At 44.4% G+C, this 21,433-nt stretch carries 13 protein-coding genes; 6 read left to right on the forward strand and 7 right to left on the reverse strand.

What is annotated here, in order from left to right; genetic code table 11:
• Complete coding sequence (locus tag QQL36_RS22160; RefSeq protein WP_321566808.1) at positions 1–2,151, reverse strand: M43 family zinc metalloprotease; 2,151 nt, start codon at positions 2,149–2,151, stop codon at positions 1–3.
• 361 nt (positions 2,152–2,512) lie between these two features.
• Here QQL36_RS22160 and QQL36_RS22165 point away from each other — a divergent pair, with 361 nt between their 5' ends.
• Positions 2,513–3,670, forward strand: a complete 1,158-nt coding sequence (locus QQL36_RS22165; RefSeq protein ID WP_321566809.1) for an IS110 family transposase — start codon at positions 2,513–2,515, stop codon at positions 3,668–3,670.
• Positions 3,671–3,885: 215 nt separating this feature from the next.
• Here QQL36_RS22165 and trxA read toward each other — a convergent pair whose 3' ends face one another.
• Together trxA and dnaE are read right to left on the reverse strand one after the other, a co-directional pair.
• A complete protein-coding gene (gene trxA, locus QQL36_RS22170) occupies positions 3,886–4,203 on the reverse strand; it encodes a thioredoxin (RefSeq protein WP_083726181.1) in 318 nt (105 codons plus the stop codon).
• Positions 4,204–4,469: 266 nt separating this feature from the next.
• The gene (gene dnaE, locus QQL36_RS22175; RefSeq protein WP_321566810.1) at positions 4,470–8,108 is read right to left on the reverse strand and encodes a DNA polymerase III subunit alpha; all 3,639 of its coding nucleotides are present in this window, start codon (positions 8,106–8,108) and stop codon (positions 4,470–4,472) included.
• Between the two features lie 154 nt (positions 8,109–8,262).
• Between dnaE and QQL36_RS22180 the strand changes: the two genes are divergently transcribed.
• Positions 8,263–8,913 (forward strand): C40 family peptidase, encoded by a 651-nt coding sequence (locus QQL36_RS22180; RefSeq protein WP_321566811.1) that lies wholly within the window; start codon positions 8,263–8,265, stop codon positions 8,911–8,913.
• A 122-nt stretch (positions 8,914–9,035) separates the two neighbouring features.
• Positions 9,036–9,926 carry a glycosyltransferase gene (locus QQL36_RS22185; protein ID WP_321566812.1) on the forward strand — a complete coding sequence of 297 codons (891 nt, stop codon included), beginning with the start codon at positions 9,036–9,038 and terminating at the stop codon, positions 9,924–9,926.
• Positions 9,927–9,975: 49 nt separating this feature from the next.
• Here the strand turns inward: QQL36_RS22185 and QQL36_RS22190 are convergent, their stop codons facing one another.
• Together QQL36_RS22190 and QQL36_RS22195 are read right to left on the reverse strand one after the other, a co-directional pair.
• Positions 9,976–13,089, reverse strand: a complete 3,114-nt coding sequence (locus QQL36_RS22190; protein ID WP_321566813.1) for a gliding motility-associated C-terminal domain-containing protein — start codon at positions 13,087–13,089, stop codon at positions 9,976–9,978.
• A gap of 327 nt (positions 13,090–13,416) precedes the next feature.
• Positions 13,417–14,916 carry a lipopolysaccharide biosynthesis protein gene (locus tag QQL36_RS22195; RefSeq protein WP_321566814.1) on the reverse strand — a complete coding sequence of 500 codons (1,500 nt, stop codon included), beginning with the start codon at positions 14,914–14,916 and terminating at the stop codon, positions 13,417–13,419.
• Between the two features lie 90 nt (positions 14,917–15,006).
• On the opposite strand from QQL36_RS22195, the gene QQL36_RS22200 reads away from it, so the two are divergent.
• The 3 genes from QQL36_RS22200 to QQL36_RS22210 are packed head-to-tail and all read left to right on the forward strand — an operon-like array spanning position 15,007 to position 17,468.
• Positions 15,007–16,026 carry a glycosyltransferase family 2 protein gene (locus QQL36_RS22200; protein ID WP_083726191.1) on the forward strand — a complete coding sequence of 340 codons (1,020 nt, stop codon included), beginning with the start codon at positions 15,007–15,009 and terminating at the stop codon, positions 16,024–16,026.
• A 3-nt stretch (positions 16,027–16,029) separates the two neighbouring features.
• Positions 16,030–17,034, forward strand: a complete 1,005-nt coding sequence (locus tag QQL36_RS22205; RefSeq protein WP_321566815.1) for a glycosyltransferase family 2 protein — start codon at positions 16,030–16,032, stop codon at positions 17,032–17,034.
• A complete protein-coding gene (locus QQL36_RS22210; RefSeq protein WP_083726195.1) occupies positions 17,031–17,468 on the forward strand; it encodes a hypothetical protein in 438 nt (145 codons plus the stop codon). The genes QQL36_RS22205 and QQL36_RS22210 overlap by 4 nt, the downstream gene beginning before the upstream one ends.
• 285 nt (positions 17,469–17,753) lie before the next feature.
• Here QQL36_RS22210 and QQL36_RS22215 read toward each other — a convergent pair whose 3' ends face one another.
• Together QQL36_RS22215 and QQL36_RS22220 are read right to left on the reverse strand one after the other, a co-directional pair.
• Positions 17,754–20,222, reverse strand: coding sequence for a YfhO family protein (locus QQL36_RS22215; RefSeq protein WP_321566816.1), 2,469 nt, complete (start codon positions 20,220–20,222; stop codon positions 17,754–17,756).
• Positions 20,223–20,427: 205 nt separating this feature from the next.
• A complete protein-coding gene (locus QQL36_RS22220; RefSeq protein ID WP_083726199.1) occupies positions 20,428–21,360 on the reverse strand; it encodes a glycosyltransferase in 933 nt (310 codons plus the stop codon).
• Positions 21,361–21,433: the final 73 nt, after the last annotated feature.

Consider the following 21,433-nt stretch of genomic DNA (forward strand, 5'->3'; position numbering starts at 1 on the left):
CTAATTCACTTTTATTATCTTATAAGTCTTTGCCTTACTATTTCGGTAAATTAACTTTACAAAATAAACACCATTTGGCTCATTTACCAAATCAAAAGTGAAACGATTGCTGCCATCGATATTGGAGCCACGCTGTTTAGCGATCAACTGCCCCGAAGTATTATACACCCCAATGAAATCCAGATTGTCCGGCACCTCCAGGAAGGTTACATACACCTGCCCCGAAGTCGGAACCGGCCCTACCGCAATACCCTTTTCCTTCAGGTAAGCCGGGGTAGACCGGGTAATGATATTGATATTATCCAGGTAAATATTGTTCTCCGCATTGCTCACATTTCTGAATACCACCCTGAACTGCCCTTTCTTAATAATCGGCGTCAGGTTGATAGAGTCCCTGCGCCACTGGGCTGCCGTAGGTACAAACTCAGAAGTTTTGGGTGTGGTGGTCGTTACCAGCGTCTTACCCCATTTATTATACAGGGTATCGTAGGTCTGTGAACAGTCGGAAGTGGTCATTACCAGCAGACTATCCCATAAATCATTTGTACTACCATTCACATCGGAGTAAGTAGCCGCCGCCACATCGAAGAAGAGGAAGATGGAATCCACGCCGCTAGGATCGATGGTCGGTGTGCGGATATCGTCTATTTCACCATTTACATCGTAAGCCAGGTTGCGCATCTCAATAGCGTAGTAACTGCTATCGCCACGGGTCACCGCCGTCCTTTCCCAGGTATATGAACCATCCGGGTTAGAGATCTCCCAGCCGGCAGGCGGGAAGGTGGAGCTTTCGAAACCTTCTTTCAGCGGGAAAGTAATATTGTTATAATAGCTTGTAGTCGTCCACGCAGTGTCGTTAGTCGCATCGTTATCAGCCGAGCCATTCGGCAGGGTCGTGAAGGCTTTCAGTATATGCTCGCCTACATCGAGAGTGCTGTTAGCCAGACTCACGGTATCCGTTTTCAAAGCCGCCAGACTACCCGTCCATGCGGTCGTATACACGGTACCATCGTCTACCTGGTAGTTGATATTTACTTTGGTCAGTGTTGTCAAACCAAAGTTTTTCAGGATCACGGAAGGGGTAATGCTCGCATCACACTGTTGGTTGTACGGGGTGATCACGGATTCCACTTCGGCATCCAGTGTTTTCAGATTCAGTGGCGTACAGCCGTCGGAAGTGAGGAGCGAAGCCCTGTCGTCGGTGAGGGTAGCACGGATCACGTCTACCTGTTCTGTAGTAAAAAGTACCAGGCAGGCATCATCTGAATAGTCCATGTAGTTTTCGAACATATACCCCGGATTGGAGGTCGCGCATTGGTCAACCTGTGGCCATGCCGGACAGCCATAAGTGGCCTTTGCCTGTTTAGGGGTATCGTCGATACCGTCATCTGCCGCACAGGCATCTTCATCTCCCCATATGTGACGGAGGTTGAAGTAGTGACCTATTTCGTGGGTGGCAGTACGGCCTTTATTGTAGGGAGAGGCAGCGGTACCCGTAGTACCGAAACCGGTATAATCAATGACAACGCCCTGTTGGTTGTCTGCATATAATCCAGGGAAAGTAGCGACACCCAGGTACCCGCTTTCCAGGTGACATACCCAGATGTTCAGGTATTTAGTGCCATCCCATTGGTCAGCGCCACTGGAACTGGCGAACTTTACGGCCTTGGCAGCTGAAGTAATGCTAAAACTTGATTTTGTAGTAGTTACGCGCTCTATCCCACTTGTTACTTCACCTGATGGTGTACGCTGTGCCAGACAAAACTGGATCTTGGAATCTCCAACCAGTGTTTTCCATACACTCGGCAGAATGCTGGTATCTGTGTTCAAAGCAGCATAGTCCCTGTTCAGTACATCGATCTGTGATTGTACCTGTGCGTCGGTAACGACAGCTGTGTTTTGCAGTACAATGTGAACGACTACAGGAATGGTAACGGTGTTGTATGTAGCGGTCGTTTTGGCCTCTGCTCTGGTTAATTTGATAGCAGAAATCTTTGAGCGGTTGCGTGCTTCAATCTTATCACGTAGTACCTGCAAGGATGGATTTTCCTTGATCTGTTCCTGAACAGCTATTTCGGTGCCACACTGGCGTTGGCCCAATGCAGGTAATGATAGGAAGACGGTTAGGATAAAAAGGGTAAAATTGCGCAAAGTTCAAGTTTGAAAGTTAAAATTAGCGGCTGTTGTCCGAAAATTCGGGGAAAGTTACAATCTTTTGTCACACACTTTAAAGATATTTTTCAAAAATTAGGGAGTCATTTTGAATGTATTCCTAACTATTTATAGGGGGAGATAATTCAAAAAGAGACCCATGATTTCAGGAAAGTCCTTCTGTAACAATTGATTGGCTCTCGACTGTTTGACCGCGATTTTTTCAAATTGTTTAAACGCATTCCTGGTATATTTCGTATTTATGGGATTTTTTGAACAAATACCCAATAAACCTTCATGAAAGAGGGAATTCACCAACGGGGATGAAAGTGGTAAATTGAGGTTGCGAAACTAAATTACCATGTCCCACGTAGTAGAATTCCCTCAGTTATTTGATAGATGTGCAGGTATTGATGTGCACAAGGAAAATGTCGTAGTAACGGTTAAAATTAATCAAAAAGCAGATCAAACACGTACGTTTGGTACGTTTACGGAAGATCTTCAGTCGCTGAAGAGTTGGCTTCAGGCAGAACAGGTCACTCACCTGGCCATGGAAAGTACAGGGGTGTATTGGAAGCCTGTTTTTAATATATTGGAGGATAATTTTAATCTAATGTTAGTTAACGCCCGGCATATCAAGTATGTACCAGGCCACAAAACAGACCGTAAAGATAGTGCATGGATAGCCAAATTATTAGCTAGTGGCTTGCTCAAAGGTAGTTTTATTCCTCCTGCACAAATCAGGGAAATGAGAGAATTATTCCGTTATAAGAAAAAACAAATAGGTTACCGTGTTTCAGAAAGGAACCGGTTACAAAAAATACTTGAAGACGCTAATATTAAGCTTGGTAATGTTGTCAGCGATCTGTTTGGGAAGTCAGGCTGGGCTATTATATGTGCGATCATAGAAGAACAATCAGATCCCACACTACTGGCTGGCTTAGCCAAGGGAAGATTGAAAAATAAAATACCTCAACTCATACAGGCACTGAATGGGAAAATAACAGACCATCACCGCTTTATGCTCCAAACCAGTAAACTGGCGCTGGAAAGTATCCAACAACATATTGATCGCATAGATCGCAGACTGGAACAATACATTCAGTCTCACTCCACCGAGGTGGAATTGTTGGAGACCATTCCAGGTGTAGGCCACGAAACGGTTAAGGGGATTGTCTCAGAAATAGGTTTTGATATGAGTGTTTTCCCTACAGCTGATCATCTGGCTTCATGGGCAGGGGTATGTCCGGGAAATAACGAAAGTGCGGGTAAAAAGAAAAGTAGTCGTGTCACTCAGGGTAACAAAATGCTTAAAACTGTGCTGGTAGAAGCGGCATGGGTAGCAACTAAAGTTAAAACAGGCTGGCTAAAAAATAAATACTACGCAATTGCTGCCAGAAGGGGAAAGAAAAGAGCATTGTTAGCTATTGCTCATAAAATTTTAGTGGCTGTTTACCACATACTTAAAGAAGGACTGCCTTATAAAGAACCCACACCAAGAATAGTAACCACCAATTAGATCGTCTCTTTATTGATTCCTTCGAGATCGAGAATAAAACTGATTAAATCCATCAGGAACCAACGGTTGTTGCCACTGAGCACGTAGAAAAAATTCTTCTTTTACCGATGGATTTATCAAATTATTTATAATATGGACGGGGCCTTACCTTTTTCTCTTTCAGAAAAAAGGGCAGCTCACCAGAGCCGCCCTTTTGCTAAATTTATTTCCAAAGATTACAGGTTCGCCTGAATCTTCTTTTCCAATACTGAACGAGGCGCTGCACCTACTTGCTTATCAACTACCTGACCATTCTTAATGAAAAGGATCGCAGGAATACTTGTAATTCCATAATTGATGGACAACTGAGGATTCTGGTCAACATTTACTTTACCAACATTAACCTTACCAGAGTAATCTTTAGAGAGCTCTTCGATCACTGGACCGATAGCGCGACAAGGACCACACCATTCTGCCCAGAAATCAATTACGCTCAATTTGTCTGAGCTCAACACTTCGTCTTGGAAGTTGGAATCAGTGAATTCTAATGCCATGTTATTAGTATTTATAAAAATTTTTAAAATCCTGTAATTAATTATGCAAGAATCAAACCGGGCGCAAATTACTGCTTTTTTGGCATGTTCTGCAAATCGTTATATCGATTATTTACGATGCAAGTTAAATCATTTTTATTCGCCTACTTATTGATAGTATCTATATAAGTATCAACTTCCGGCGAATTGGTTCTTTTGTCCGCATTATTGGTTATATCTCCGGTCCTGCATTAAAATTCTTTCGTTCAGGAGCTTTAAAAGTTCCTTTACTTCGCCGTTTCTATATACACATCCAGATCAGGCTGTTTCGATAGGAAATGCGCCAGCTCATCATTCATCTCAATATGCTTATTAAACGTATGCATCTTGACGTGCAGATCATTATCCCTATCCACCAACTGTAAGAACAACTCACTCGACCCCGGATATTTATTAATATTATCTACTAAAAAGTCAACCAGATCACGTGTGATGAACTTCGGCATTGTCACTAACCCTACCTTCTTCGTATGCGTCTTCTTCACTTCCTGCAATAACTGTATACTACCTACCTTAAACTCATACTCACTATCATTAAATCGTCTTGCCTTAAATCCTCCATTGATAAACAAACACAATCCCGTTTTCAAATAAGGCGCAAACCGGATAAAGTCCTCACTCCACAGCGCAAACTCAAACTTCCCGCTATAATCTTCCACCGTCATAATGCCAAACTGTCTGTTGTTTCGGGATATACGCTCCTGCGCGCCCGTTACATACACCGCCAGTCTGAAGTTCTTTTCACGGCCTGGCTTACCACCCCCCGGAGCTGTTATCTCCGCTTGATATTCAACCAGTTCCGATACCTTATTCATATTATAGAACCTGCTCTCAAATCGATAATCATCCAGCGGATGCCCGGAAATGTAGATCCCCGTCACCTCTCTCTCATTATTCAGCTTCAGGATCAACGGCCATGGATCACAATTTGGCAGTTTCGGCGGTTCTATCGCCGGCATATCTTCATCGCCAAACAAACTACCAATATTAGAAGACCCTGCGGTTACCTGGTTCCCGAATTTCACAATCTTATCCAAACCCGTCGTCATATCATTCTCCGGCTTAAAGAAATACTGTGCTCTATGCAACGCCGGGAAACAATCAAACGCACCCGACATAGCCAGGGCTTCCAGCGATTTCTTATTTACCGCACGTTGGTTCACACGCTTGATCAGGTCAAAGATATCCTTGAAGGTGCCCTCTTTTTTACGCTCTTCCAGAATGTTCTCTACCGCTGCTTCACCCACACCTTTCAAACCTGCCAGGCCGAAACGGATCTGCCCCATCTTGTTCACCGCAAAACCTTTGAAAGATTCATTCACATCCGGCGGCAATACGTCAATACCCATACGCTTGGCTTCTTCCATGAAGAAGGTGATCTTTTCAATATTGCTCGCACAGTTCAGTACTGCCGCCATGTACTCAGCAGGGTAGTGGGCCTTCAGGTACGCCGTCTGGTACGCCACAAATGCATAACAGGTAGAGTGTGATTTGTTGAACGCATAGGATGCAAATGCTTCCCAGTCCGTCCACACCTTCTCACATATCTTCAGATCATGGCCGTTCTTTTCACAACCGTCCATGAACTGTTTCTTCATTTTGTCCAGTACCGCCTTCTGCTTCTTACCCATGGCTTTACGGAGTACGTCCGCATCACCTTTGGAGAAGTTCGCCAGCTTCTGACTCAGCAACATTACCTGCTCCTGATATACCGAGATACCATAAGTATCACGCATGTATTCCTCCATCTCCGGCAGGTCATACACCGTCTCTTCCAGACCATGTTTACGACGGATGAACAACGGAATGTACTCCAGTGGCCCCGGACGGTACAAGGCGTTCATTGCAATCAGGTCATCAAATCTATCGGGCTTCAACTCACGGAGGTACTTTTGCATACCGGGCGACTCGAACTGGAACGTTGCGTTCGTCTCTCCCTTCTGGTACAACTCGTAAGTACGTGCATCATCCAGCGGAATATCGTCGATAGAGATTACTACCCCGTGGTTCATTTTGATCAGTTCCAGCGCACCCTTGATGATGGTCAGGGTTTTCAGACCCAAAAAGTCCATCTTGATTACACCGGCGCTTTCAATGATACTACCTTCAAACTGGGTTACCAGCAGATCAGAATCCTTCGCTGTAGACACCGGTATCAGGTCGTACAGATCCTTTGGCGCAATGATAATACCTGCCGCATGGATACCTGTATTTCGTACGGACCCTTCCAGTACGCAGGCCTCGCGGAGCACTTCGCCCTGCAGGTCGTCGCCTTTGATGATCTCGCGGAGTTTCCTTACGTTTTCAAGGTCTTCGGGTCCGAGTCCCTCTTTCTCTGCCAGACTCTTCTCACCCTCATCGATCGGGGCATTGAAGATACGGTCCAGCTGTATACCCGGTTTATCGGGCACCATCTTGGCCAGCATATTGGATTCTACCAGTGGCAGGTCCATCACACGGGCCACGTCTTTGATACTCATTTTGGCAGCCATGGTACCATAGGTAATGATCTGCGCTACCTGGTTCTTGCCATATTTGTCTACCACATAGTCAATCACTTTCTGACGGCCTTCATCATCGAAGTCCGTATCAATATCGGGCATGCTCTTACGTTCCGGATTCAGGAAACGCTCAAACAGGAGGTTATACTTGATCGGGTCAATATTGGTGATCCCAATGGAATACGCCACCGCCGATCCCGCTGCTGATCCACGGCCGGGACCGATAAATACCCCCAGATCGCGACCTGCCTTGATAAAGTCAGATACGATGAGGAAGTAACCGGCAAATCCCATGTTCTCAATTACCTGTAGTTCGAAGTTCAGGCGTTCTTCCACTTCTGCCGTGATCTCCGCATACTTCATGCGGGCACCTTCCATGGTCAGGTGGCGCAGGTACTGATCCTGCGTAAAGAAGCCCGGCGGGATCGGGAAGTTTGGGAGCAGGATGTCTTTTTTCAGGTCCAGCAGTTCCACCTTGTCCACGATCTCATTGGTATTGTCAATGGCCTGTGGCAGGTCGTGGAAGAGACGTGACATCTCGTCTGTGGTCTTGAAATAAAACTCGTCGTTATAGAATGCGAAGCGGGTATTTTTCTTACCTCCTTCGTCTTCGTTAAATTCTTTGTTGGTTGGGGTGGATTTTTTCTCACCGGTGTTGATACAAAGCAGGATATCATGTGCGTTCGCATCTTCCTTGTCCACATAGTGGGAGTCGTTGGACGCGATCACTTTTACATTGTATTTCTCTGCAAATTTTAGGAGCACTACATTCACTTTTTCCTGTTCAGGAATACCATGGCGCTGCATTTCTACATAGAAATCTTCCCCAAAGATGTCCAGCCACCATCTAAATTCCTTTTCGCCAGCCTCTTCTCCATGTTTCAGGATGGCGCGGGGCACAGAGGCACCGAGACAACAAGTGGTGGCAATCAGACCTTTATGATATTGGAGAACGAGTTCTTTGTCGATACGGGGATATTTACCGTACAGTCCCTCGATGTACCCGAGTGAGCAAAGTTTGATGAGGTTGCGGTAACCTTCTTCATTCTTGGCGAGTAACACCTGGTGGTTACGGATGTCTTTCTCATCGCGGGTAAAGGCGCGTTTGAACCTGTTTTCTACCACGTAGAATTCACACCCTACGATGGGCTTTACTTTCAGTCGCTTATCTTTTGGATCTTCGGGGTTGAGTCGATGGTTATATGCTTCTGCCACAAACTGGAATACGCCGAACATGTTTCCGTGGTCTGTAATGGCAAGGGCTGGCTGGTTGCTGGCCATTGCTTTTTTATACAGCGACTTTATATCTGCGGCTCCATCCAGCAGGGAGTACTGAGTATGAACGTGTAAGTGGGAGAAATTCATGGCACAAAATTCCGTTTCTTCAGGGACAAAGTTAATTAAAAATTATCCACAGCAGGTGAATGCGCCCGCAGTGGGGCTTCCGGTTTTTTGGTCCACAACACTTTAAAAACAATTATTATTAGTAATTTAGCTCAAATTATAATCAAAAGTACATATGGCAGGAAGAAATGGACTTATTTGGGCGCTCGGTATTTTTCTGTTAACAATCAGTTCGTGTGCTGTTATTAAAAATAATACTACTGCCAAGAAATCCACGACCAACACTTCCAGCCGTTCCCCTGAATTCCTTGATGGTTTTACCACTTCCAGCAATGCAAAGACCACCAGTGTGAGTTATGCAAAAGTGAGTTTCTCCCAGGCCAGCAGTACTTATGTCGAAAACGCCCCTTTGTGGCAATTCAAATATGCACAGCTATTGGATGTACCTGTAGAGACGGTGCTCAATGCCAATTTGTTCTATTTTATAGAAGACTGGTGGGGTACGCCTTATCAGTTAGGCGGAAAAGCCAAGACGGGTATTGATTGCAGTAATTTTGCCAATCAGTTGTTAAACACAGTATTCAGGATCAGTTCTTCCGGCACCTCTTCAGGATTGTACGATAAGTCTAAAAAGGTGAATAACGGCCAGATGAAGGCGGGCGACCTGGTGTTTTTTAAGATCAACCAGGCACAGGTATCTCATGTGGGGGTGTATCTGGATAATTCTAAATTTGTACATGCTTCTACAAGTTCAGGGGTGATGATCAGTGATCTGAATGAAACTTATTGGAAGAAGTATTTTGTCGGCGCAGGAAGAATGAACTAATAATTATCTTTGCGAAATTAAACCAAAAAAACAGACACCTTTTAAACCGACCACCCAGATCGGTATTCTAATTGCTTTATTTTCTACCTACAATTGTTAAAAATTAAATTCGTTACTACTTCATGTTGTCAATCATTATCTGTTCCATTGATCCTGAGCGTGTTCGTACGGTCACTGCAAATATCCATGCTACCATTGGGGTGGAACATGAAGTGATCATCATCAATAATGCAAAAGAGTTAGGAGGAATGGGGGCCGGTTACAACACCGGTGCGGCCCGCGCCCAATATGAGACCATCTGCTTTATGCATGATGACATTGAATTCCTGACGGCCGGCTGGGGCCAAAGTGTACTTTCACATTTTAAATCTGATGCCAGCCTCGGCCTGATCGGTATTGCCGGCAGCCGCTACAAAAGTAAAACCATTTCCGGCTGGTGGACAAACCAGGCTACGGCTGATTGCTGTAATATCTACCAACGTAATCTCAAAGGCAAAGACAGGAAGTTCCTGCTGCGCCCGGCGGGAAAGAACGGGGTGATTGTGCCTGTGAAAAGTCTGGATGGGGTATGGTTGTGTACCCGCAAGCGTATATGGGAGGAGTTTCCGTTTAATACAGCTGATCTGAAAGGGTTTCATTTTTACGACCTGGATATCAGTTTGAGAATATCAGAGAAGTATACCGTGGCTGTAGTGTACGATGTAGACCTTGTGCATTTTTCCAATGGGAATTTTGGGGACGAGTGGGTGAGGGGAGCGATCTTCTTTCATGAAGAGGTGAATAAAGTAGCATTGCCTGTGAGCCTGGATGCGCCTGCTGAAAATGCAGAAGCGCATGTTTGTAAGTCGTGGCTGAGGAGATTAAGGATTGAAAAGATCAGTTGGGAGAATAGGAAGTTGTGGGTGAAGGCGGGGCATGCAATGGATTTCCCGGGTTTATGGGGAACAGTGGCAGGGTTTTATTTCCCGTATGTGAAGCAGGCGAAGATAAAATTGAAGACAATCTTATCATAATAAAAAGCGCGTTTGCTATCAACAAACGCGCTTTTTTATGAATGGAACCTTATCGGATCAATGTTACCGTCCCTTTCTCCATCTGCGGATGCATTTCATCTCCATAAAACGCATACTGTATCACATACACATACGTTCCTATCGGCGCCACCTCACCTTTCAGCTTTCCATCCCATCCACTACTATAATCTTCTGTCGCATACACCAAATTCCCCACTCTGTTAAACACCCGCATATTAAAATACGTAATCCCCAATCCTTTCACTCTGAACACATCATTCTGTCCATCCCCATTTGGCGTAAATGCCGTAGGGATAAACAACTTCTTATAATGTGTCACAGTCACTGTCACAGTATCAGTAGGGATACAATTTAACCCAGTTACTGTACTGACCACATATGTAGTCGTAGAATCTGGCGTCGCTACCGGCGAAGAACAATCCACACAACTCAGCCCATCTTCCGGGGTCCACGCATAATCGGGTGAATTCGTAGCTTTCAGAGTTACTGACTGCCCGATATTAATTGTTGTATCATTATTCCAGATATGCACTGCCGCCACATTATTGTTCTCAATGATCACGGTTGTATCCAGTGTACAATTCTGTGCATCCCTGATCAGGATAGAGTAGGAGCCTGCACTGATATCCGATACCGTATTTTCCGTCATCAACTCACTGCCCCAATAAAACGCATATGGCGATGTACCACCTGAAGGATTTACTTCAATGGTACCATTACCTCTTTCACAGAGTTCATTTGTAAGTGATACACCCGTTTTCAGCGGTGCTGGTGCTGACAATTGAATGCTCACACTGTCTATGCACACGGCATTCCTTATATAGATCTTATAATTCCCCTGTGTAAGGCCCGTTAATACAGGCGTGGTCTGCACAGTCTTGAAAGAATCAATGGTATATTCAAATGGAGCGACACCTTTATTGACCTGTATGGTTATAGACCCATCGGTCGCATCATAACACGTAGGCTTCGTTCCGCTGGCAGTCGCCCGGATGATAGTAGCAGTATGTTCTACTACTGTAAATGCCTGTGCAATTTCACAACCCACAGCATCTACTACCTTTACTGTATAAGTACCCGGATCCAGTTTAGGATACAAAGAATCTTTTCCTTCATTGATACCATTGAAGTAATAGGTATAAGGATACTTACCACCCGTTGGCATCACTTCAATTTGTCCTAAGGCTACACCGCAATCAATATTGGTCACCACGGTATTCGTAAGATCCAGCGGTTTGTTGATAGAGACATGTATGGTATCGCTGCCTTCGCAATAGCCATTGCTCACGGTCACTATATAATCACCGGTATGTGTGGCCATGATGGTGCGTGTCGTCTCGCCGGTATTCCATGAATAAGTTAGTCCTTCGCCTGCATCGAGCGTGACAGATCCTGTACCACAGGTACCGGTATCCTTACCCAGGTTGGGTTTTGCCAGGGCTGTATTTTGCACTACTGTATATGCCTGTGCAATCTCACATCCTATAGCATCGACAACCCGGATGGAATAAGTACCTGAATCCAGATTTTTATACAATGAATCTGAGCCCTGACTGATGCCATCAAAGTAATAGGAATATGGATAAGTACCACCTGTCGGCATTACTTCAATCTGTCCTAAGGTTCCTCCACAATCAACATTGGTCACCACGGTTTTTGAAAGGTCCAATGGTTTGTTGATAGAAACATGTATGGTATCTCTGCCTTCGCAATAGCCATTGCTGACGCTTACTATATAATCCCCTGTTGTTGTCACTACAATAGTACGGGTGGTTGCGCCGGTGTTCCATAAATAAGTCCTGCCTTCGCCGGCATCGAGGGTGACAGTACCGTTACCACAGGTACCTGTATCCTTACCCAGGTTGGGTTTGGGAGGTGCCAGTACGACCACTTCCTTACAGAAAGAGGACTGGGTCGACAAGCTCTCATTTGTGAGCAGGTGAATGCTGTACACACCTGCAGAGTCATATATAATCGGAGAAGGTGGAGTCGCCGATGTAGAAGATGGTGTGCTGGAATTGGAACAGCTGTTAAACTGTAGCCTGAAGATCTTATGCGCATCCGCATCTGTGATCATAGAATACAGGTTGTCGCCATCTCTGAACATGGTAGAAATAGAGTGGGGGAAGGTCAGACCGGAAATAGCCAGTGTAGAACCCGTGATCGCTCCGTCCACGCCATTGGGGAAATCAACTCTCGCTATATCATGACTCACATTATTCACCACCAGACCATAGAAGTTCCCACAGTCATTGATAATTGTAATATCTCTCGGTTGAGTAAGCACGCCACTGGCATTCCCCAGGTCCGTACTTACCGGGGTATTGCCTATAGAGGTGCCAAAGTCCATGCGTACCAGCGTACCTGCATAGGTGTTGGTAACGAATATATAATTTTTATTGTTATATTTAGCAGCATAGATACCGGTTGGAAAGTTGAGTGTACCAGTTACATTGCCTAAATTTTCTGCAGTAGGTGCATTGGTGAAGTTTTGACCGAAGTAAAAGCGAGTCACTGTATTGCTGCTGGCATTTACTGTCAGCCCCCAATAGTCGTCGCCTTCCTTAATGATGGTGAGTTCTGAGGGGTAATTCATGGTAGTACCGATGTTGCCCCAGTTGGTCGAAGTCAGACTGGCCTTGGCAGTACCGAGACTAGAGCCGAAGTCGATCTTCATAATGCGGGCTTTGGAGGTGGTATACCCCCCGACCACAATCAGGTGCCAGCCGTTGTCGTCTTTTACAACCTGGAGGCCTTCAGTATATTCCGGCACATCGCCGTTGAAAGTACCGAGATCTTCGGCAGTAGGTGTGTTTAACAGACTACTACCATAAGTAAGACGTACGATACTGTTATACCCGAAGTTGGAGACAAAACCGTACCAGATACCATTATCCTGCTCAATGGTGATAAAAGTAGGAACGTACAATAAACTTCCCGGATTGCCAAGGTCTGTAAGTGTAGGAGTACCGTATAGGTCATACCCACAAAAGTTCCAGTAATAAGTACTTGCTCCTACGGAAGTGTTAGTAATATTCACTGGGTCATTAATACACACGGTATCAGGAGCAGTGAAATTAGCTTGTCCCGAAACATTCAGCCATACTAACAAACAAAAGCTGAAGATAAATAACTGCTTCATAAATAGGTATAGATTGCTTACAAAGTGCTGTAAATGCACAGACTTGTCCCAAAAAGAGTTAACCTTTTAAGTAAAGGTATAAGTATTTTTTGAAAATTTCGGGTAAATTATCCAGATGGGGGAATCATACAGATGAATGAGGAGCATCCTTATGAGATGAAATTAAAGTACTTTTTTCCAATTTTCGATTCCTCCAATTACCTGATCAACGGAAATAGATAAATTTTCATGGTAACAGGGGGCCAAACGGTGCTACTATGTATATAATTAAAAAGTCGCATCAGCTCTGAACAGACACGACTTTTTCTAAAATAATAATATGCAATCCTAACTACCTGCTAATTGTCTTATACGTTTTTTAATTGTCCCAAACACCTGCATCGCATCCTCCGATACCCTAAACTGCAACAGCAGGAACGCATACACCGCAGTAAACACAGTAGACCTCACAATCAATCCCGTCAGCGGATCTGCCGGATTGATCGTATACGCCACCAACGGATACACCACCAACGGAAGCACCACTGCCCATATCGTTTTCTTTGTAAAAGGTTGTAGATTATATACCTTATACAAAAATACATACCTGATTACATTAAAAATAGTCCTTGAAACCAGTGTTGCCAGCGCGGCTCCGACCATTCCCATATGCTTGATCAGAATATACGTTAATGGCAATGTCATTGTCAACAAGATAATATTTGAATACAACTCAAACTTCCACCTTCTCGAAGTAATAATAATTGCGCTATTCATCCCCGTTCCCAACTCAATTACCTGGTACAAACCTAAATAAAACATCACCGGTTTTCCCAAATGATAAATAGGATCTGGCTTTACCCAGTCCAGCAAATTATCCCAGTTCAACATGATCATCGCAAAAATAAAACTGGATGCAATGAGCAAATTCAACGAAGTCTTCTTATAAATTCTATCAAGTTTCAGAATATCCTTATCCTTCCACGCCTGTGAAATGGGTCCTGCGGCCATGCTGAGCGCTGCCCTGTATGGCACGGTAATAAAGTTCGAAATGTATTGTGTATTAATAAACACCGACGTGAAACTCAACCCCATCATACTCGAAATGATAATCCCATCCATCGTAGTACTCATCAGGGAAATCACATTACTCCCCAGTATAAACAAACTATAAGGCACCATCTTCTTCCACAACCGCTTGGTAAGTTTGCTGATCTTAAACGACATTTTTAATTGTCTTACGCTCAACAGGTAAATGATCAGTGCCGCAAAAATTACAAAGTATTGAAAGCTGAAGAGGTCGGCGTAGAGAGGGAAAGAGATCAACCCGCCGATAAAGAGCACATTCAGTATGGTATTGATCCCCCTGAACAGCACTTCTTTCAGGAAGTTGGCTACATGCCCCTTCTGAATGGTCCAGGTCTGCGCTTCCAGCACCTGGAATAATGTGAGGAACAGTGTGAGCGGGAATACAAGGTAAAAATATTGCACCAGCAGGGGAGCTTTCCCGATGAACTTCTTGATAATAAAGGGTTTCATGAACGTGCTGAAACTCAGGAATATAATCAGGAAGCCAATGAGGGAAAAGATGAATGAGATGGTGACCAACTCACTTTTATTCTCCTTATGAAAGTTCTTGTAGTAAGGGAAAAACTTGACCACGATGGTGTTGGTACCCAGCAGGGCAAAGCTGCTCGAAAGCACCGCAATGTCAAGTAGTACGCGGGTTAAGCCAGTTTGGTCAGGTTGAAAATATTTGGCGTAAAGGTAAGTATTCAGCGCTCCTAATAAGAATCCGGCATAAATGAAAACTGTAGTGATGATACCTTTTTTCCTGATGGTACTCATATATTAAAAGCTCGCTGTGTTTTTTTAAATTGATCTAAAATCCTTTGCTACCAAAAATTAAAGGTATTCATAATTTCGGATTATTATATCTTGCGGTCTGTCAACAAATATGATGCCTTAAGTACAAGGGCTATTTTTAAGGAGAACCTGAACATGAAGAACCCGGAACAGATAAAAGTCTCGATATGTATTCCTGCTTATAAACAGGTGGATTACCTGCGTCGTTTGCTGGACTCACTGACCACACAGACCATGAAGAACATGGAAGTCGTAATTACAGACGATAGTCCAGATCAGGAGGTAGAGCAGTTAGTGAACGAATATGTGCAGGCATTACCCATCCGCTACTATAGAAATGTACCTGCCAGGGGGATGCCGGGCAACTGGAATACCTGCCTTGATCTGGCAAAGGGAGCATATATCAAGATCATGCACGATGACGACTGGTTCATGCATCCACATTCCCTGGAGACCCTCTGCAAGGCGCTCGATGACCATCCCACACACGATTTCGCTTATTCTGCTTACTATAATTACTATCTTTTTACTGGTGAGAAAAAGGAAATGACCTCCCCGGGCTGGTTCAGGAAAGCCTTTGCCAAAGCACCGGTGAATGTATTATTTGATAATCTGGTAGGTCCGCCAAGTGTGGTCATTCATCGTAACAAACCTGCTTATCGTTATGACGAAAAAGTACGCTGGACAGTGGATGTAGACTTCTATATCCGATTGTTGAATGCGCATCCGGGGTTTACGTATATTCCGGAACCATTGTGCTACGTGGGGATGGGGAAGGAGCAGATTACGGAAGAGGTACATGGGGTGAAAGAAGTATTTATCCCTGAATATTTTTATGTGTTGCAGAAGATGGGGGATGGGCCTTTCAGAAGTATATTGGTGTACGACTTTTTCTGGCGCCTGATGAGAAATATGAAAATAAAAGGTGTAATGGATATCCGAAATGCGGGCTATGAAGGACCTTTGCCACTGGTAACAAATTATGTGTTGAGGTGGCAGCGTATCTTCCCTGCGGGATGGTTGAAGTTCGGGCCATTGTCTAAACTGACGATGGGATTTTCTTTTTTGTTTGCACCTAAACCTAAAGCGTAATTCATGCAGCTGTCTGTCATTATTGTAAATTATAATAGCCATGGGCTGATCAATGATTGTATCGATACGATTGTGAGTCAGACAAAGGAGATTAGTTATGAAGTCATCGTAATAGATAATCAGTCGGTTGCAGGTAGTTTAGCGCAGATTGTATCGAGGCATCCGTTTATTAAACCTATTGAAATGGGCTATAACGGCGGATTTTCGAGGGCGAATAATGCGGGGTTGCGGGCGGCTGTCGGAGACTATTTACTGTTACTGAATCCTGATACTTTGATCCTGAATGGAGCCCTGGATAAATGTGTGCAACGCTTCAGCACCAGTGAATTTGCGGCTTGTGGGGTACAGCAGTTGAATGCGGACCATACTACCCAGATCTCTGGTAATTACTTCATGAAAGGTGGGCTGAATCATTTATTGCCTTTACCTTATTGGGGCAAGGTATTAAGATGGGTCGCTTTTAAGATGAAGACGAAGGTACCGAATGTACAACAGGCAAGCAGTGTGCATGAAGTAGATTGGATCAGTGGGGCGTTTTTGATGATAAAGAGAAGTACGTTGGAAAAAGCGGGCTATATGGATGAAGATTTCTTTTTATATGCAGAAGAAGTAGAGTGGTGTAGCAGGATAAAAAGGATCGGTCAACTCGCGATTTTCGGTGATATCAATATTGTCCATTTACAGGGCGAGACGACGGGGGAGGCTTTTGATTCGGCAGACAAAGGTTACCAGGGTTTATTTGACAGGAAGGCCCTGCAGGTAATGCTTTCCAATCATGTGAGAGTACGGAAACAGTTCGGCGTGTTCTGGTTCTTGTTTTTATTGTTGAATTATTCTTTTGCGGTACCGGTGTTCTTTTTTGGTAGCATGATAGAGAACTTATTGAAGGGCCGTAATCCGTTTAAATATATGCCGCAGGTGTGGGGATTGGCGAAGAATGTTTTTGCATTGTGGCAATTCAGTCCGATTATTATAAGGAATAAACCGCATTTTTATAAGGTGTTATGAGAGTGATATTTTTTGTACTGGCTTTAACAGTGGGCGTTTCTTCTGCCTCGGCCCAAACTTCCGTGAAGGTGGTGCATGAATATTATAACAACGTTTATGAAAAGTTCAATGCCGATGTAGTCAGGGTGCTTCATCTTGTAAGGGATACGGTTATGGTAGCACCGACCCTAAAGCAATTTTTTTATATAAGAGCGGATAATGGCAACAAACTCACCCTCGATTATCAGCTTTATGAAGATTCCAGGATTATTTCTGTACAAATCACCGGTCAGACCCGGGATGTGGTTACCTTATATGCCGCCCTTTACGACAGGAAAATAAAAAAGAAGAAACCACCTAAAGGATATGTAATAAAAAACGATGAGTGGGTACGTATTCAAACAGATAATGTAAAAAATACAAGCAAGATAATCATACAGGCAATCATCTATTAGACATAAAAGCATTCATGAAAAAGGGAGTTGAGACTGTAAAATTTCCTGTGTTAATGGCCTATGGTAGTGAATTATCTCAATAGGCCCAAAAACCGGGGAAGGAGTTTACACAAAATATTTTACATTCCCGGAGTTCACCAACAGGAATGAAAACCATTTTCAGGAAAAAAGGAGATCACTTTCGGCGATCTCCTTTTTTATTTGAACTTCTTAATTAAGAAGCTTAATTCAATTTTATTAATTCAGGCTCTTATCTTTAAACTCCTTTCCTCAAGCTCCTTTATTTTAAGCTACTGCTTTCTTCTTCCTAAACTCCATCACCACCGCACCAATCAACAACAACAGCACTATCAGAGAACTAAAGAAACCAATTTGATCCCCTAAATAGTAACTCTTTGGATGGAACTTAAACACAATCTCATGCTTTCCTGCCGGTACTGACAAACCTCTCAGCGCATAATCCACTCTCACATACTCCGTCTCCACACCATCAATATACGCTTTCCAACCCTCTTTATAATACACCTCACTAAACACCGCAAATTGTGGCGTAGCCGCATTGGATGTATAACTGATCTGATCCACATCATTCTTCACCAAAGCAATTGTCGCAGCAGAATCGTACACTGGTTGTGCTTTCACCGCAGCTTTAAAACGCTGATCGATCACCACAGAATCCTTTGTATTCAGATTGTCCAGCGCCTTCATTTCCGCATCTGCATTCGGTACCCACACGATATCTTTTACAAACCATGCATTCCCCAACGCCTGCGGATTCCGCTGCACCACCTGCTGTCCCTGCTGACCCGGAGCAACGATATACTTTGCATTCAGCATATTCAGCACATTGATATTATTCCTGCTGATCTGATTTTCAATCAGATCCTGGTACAATATCAGCTTTGCCGCATGATATCCACCCACTGAATTATGAAAATAAGAAGTCATCGCATCGCTAAACGGATCACCTTTCGTTACATTAAACACCCTGAAATAAGGATCTTTATCTTCCGCAATCTGCTGATCAGCCGGTGAAGGACTGAAGTTACCCTGGTATTTGGATTCCTCTACATAATTATCGGAATTCAGGTAACGGGTATCTACCTGCAGTAAATCAAACAATACCAGTACGATCAGACCACCAGCCAGCCACTGCATCTTGATCTTGTCTTTCAGATAATACCAGATCAGTCCAAATGCCAGCGCAAACAAAATGATCGCTCTGAACACATCACTTCTATAAAGGGATGCTCTGTCCGCATGCAATGCACGCATCAGCTGACCCGCTATATCATCACTACCACCCGCCATCTGCTTGAACTGCTGCGCCATCATCTGATCTGAATTATTAGACCAGCCCAGGGTAACAGACAGTAATAACAGTACGCCTAAGATCACACCCATCACGATGCCTGAACGCTTCAGGTTAGCTACCAGGTCTGCTTTCTTCAAAGTAGGATCCAGCAAAGCCTGCAGGCCCAGCACTGCCAGTATGACCAGTGTCAGCTGTGGGATGATCAGCACCATGCTTGGCGCTCTGAATTTATTGTAGAACGGCAGGTAGTCAAACAGTGCATAGTTAAAGAACGCCAGATTACTACCATAGCTCATGAGCACTGCCAGTATAGAAATCGCGAGGATCCACCATTTATGCCATGACTTGATCAGTCTGAAACTAAAGATCGCGAGGAAGCAGATCACAATACCCAAATACACCGGACCGGAAGTACCCGGTTGTTCACCCCAGTACAGTGGCCATGCTTTGATCATCTGATTGGCCTGTTGGTCAGGTACCCCCAGCGATTTTAGTGTCTTATAGGTCTCGGAACTTTCAGTCAGTTCACCCTGTGAGCTACCACCATACAGGTTTGGTACTACGAACGTAAACGTCTCGAAAATACCATAGCTCCAGCGGAACGCATATTCCTTATCCAGGCCACTGCCTTTGGTATCGGCAGCTTTCTGTGTGAGTTCTGATTTACCACCCCGAATGGTCTCTTTGGAATATTCGTAGGTCGTCCACATAGACATGGTATTCACCGCCATACTCAAACCGGTGGCGGCTATTACCAGCACCCCTGTAATAATGAGGTGTTTATAATCCTTTGCACGAATGGTATATATGGCAAATACAACCCCCAGTACGGCCAGCAGCAACAGGAAGTAGTAAGTTACCTGCATGTGGTTCGAAGCAATGAGGAGGGACATGAACAGTGCGGTGACCGCCACCCCTTTGATGTATTTCTTTTGCGTGAGCATGATAATACCCGCCAGCACAGCAGGCAGGTAACCGATGGCCATCATCTTGGTGTCGTGACCCGCACCTATGATAATGGGGTCATAACTGGAATAGGCATAGGCGACAGCGCCGAGAAGGCCGATCCAGGAGCGTACACCCAGTACCATACAAAGTAGGTAGAAGGAGAGGCCCGCTAAAAAGAAGAAGTTGATCGGCTTAGGCATCCAGAGCGTGAATACTTTTCCGAGGTCGGAAATGTTGAAGGGCTCGCGGCTTTCCAATACGATCTGGTAGGAAGGCATCCCGCCGAACATACTGTTGGTCCAGAGAGGGGCTTCGCCATGGGCAGCTTTGTAATCAAGCGATTGTTTGGCCATGGCCTGCCATTGGATATTATCGCCCTGTGTCAGGACCTGTCCGTCCAGCACTGGTTTACAATAGATGATTGCCAGCAACAGGAGTATCCCGATTGCGATGATATGTGGCAGAAATTTCTTGAACCAATCAGGTTTCATATAGTTATGTACTTGTTTATGAGTGCGTAAAGGTAATATATTATGGAATATATAATAAGTTGGTGATGGTGGGTGGTAAATGGCGGATATTAATCCATGGGTGTACCATTGGGTCTATTCAGTCCATCCGGGAAACTGAATTCATTGCTGGTGATGGATGCCATTAACTGAACAATTCCTGCCCATGCAATCCCTTATTCCTTTATTAATGCGCCTCCGGCAAATGTACCGGTTCCCAGAACCCTTTCAATACATCAATCCTGAACTGAATCACCGGCCATGACTTAGCCGGCTTTCCCTGCAATAAATAATATCCCCCAATCACTACCGAAGCACCTAGCTTAAATAAGTACTCTATCCCTTTCTTAAAAGTCGCCCCGCTACCTTTCTCCTTCATCCTCACCTTTTCCCCACGGCCAATCCCGGAAGCTACCCTGTACATATACTCAGAAGTTAACTTCTTCACTTCCACCACATGATGCACAATTACCGTCGGATCGTACCAGATCACCCCACCTCTCTCAATCAGTTTATAAAAGAACTCCTTTCCTTCACCACCAATCCTCAAAGTCCCTTTGACTCCCGGCAAACTGGTATTAAACCCTTTCACCGCAAAGAAATCCTCCCTTTTCACAATCATATTAGATTCCAATGGATAGCGCCCGTTGTCAAACGGCTTCGTCTCCGGACTATAATCAAAATTCCCCACCAGGGAAGATACATAATGCGACATCCACTTTGGCTCAGCAGGGATATATCTTGGAATAATACGTCCGCCGAGACCGGTGGCATCCGGATGTGTATCAAAGAAAGTTATGATATTCTGCAAATACCCCGGCATGGCCACAGCATCGTCATCCATACAGCAGATCAATTTGCCGGTAGACAATTCCGCCCCGGTATTACGGGCATAGGAAGCACCCTGACGTTTTTCCAGGTGGTAGGAGAGCTGCATATCCGGGTGGGTAGCGATGTATTCCCTTACTTTTTCGGCAGTATTATCCTGGCTATTATTGTCCACCACAATCACCTCATACAGTTTCTTGTCAAGGTCCTGCTGGTATAGGCTATCGATGGCCTGTATAATATAGGCCTCCCTGTTATAAGAGCATATGACTATGGAAATTGCAATTTGCATGGGCAGTTGTGTTTTTTCGAATTCTGATCAGCACAGAATAAACCATGCCAATCACAAATTTTTTTTGAAGAAA

It is taken from the genome of Chitinophaga sp. LS1 (assembly GCF_034274695.1).
Classification (GTDB): Bacteria; Bacteroidota; Bacteroidia; order Chitinophagales; family Chitinophagaceae; genus Chitinophaga.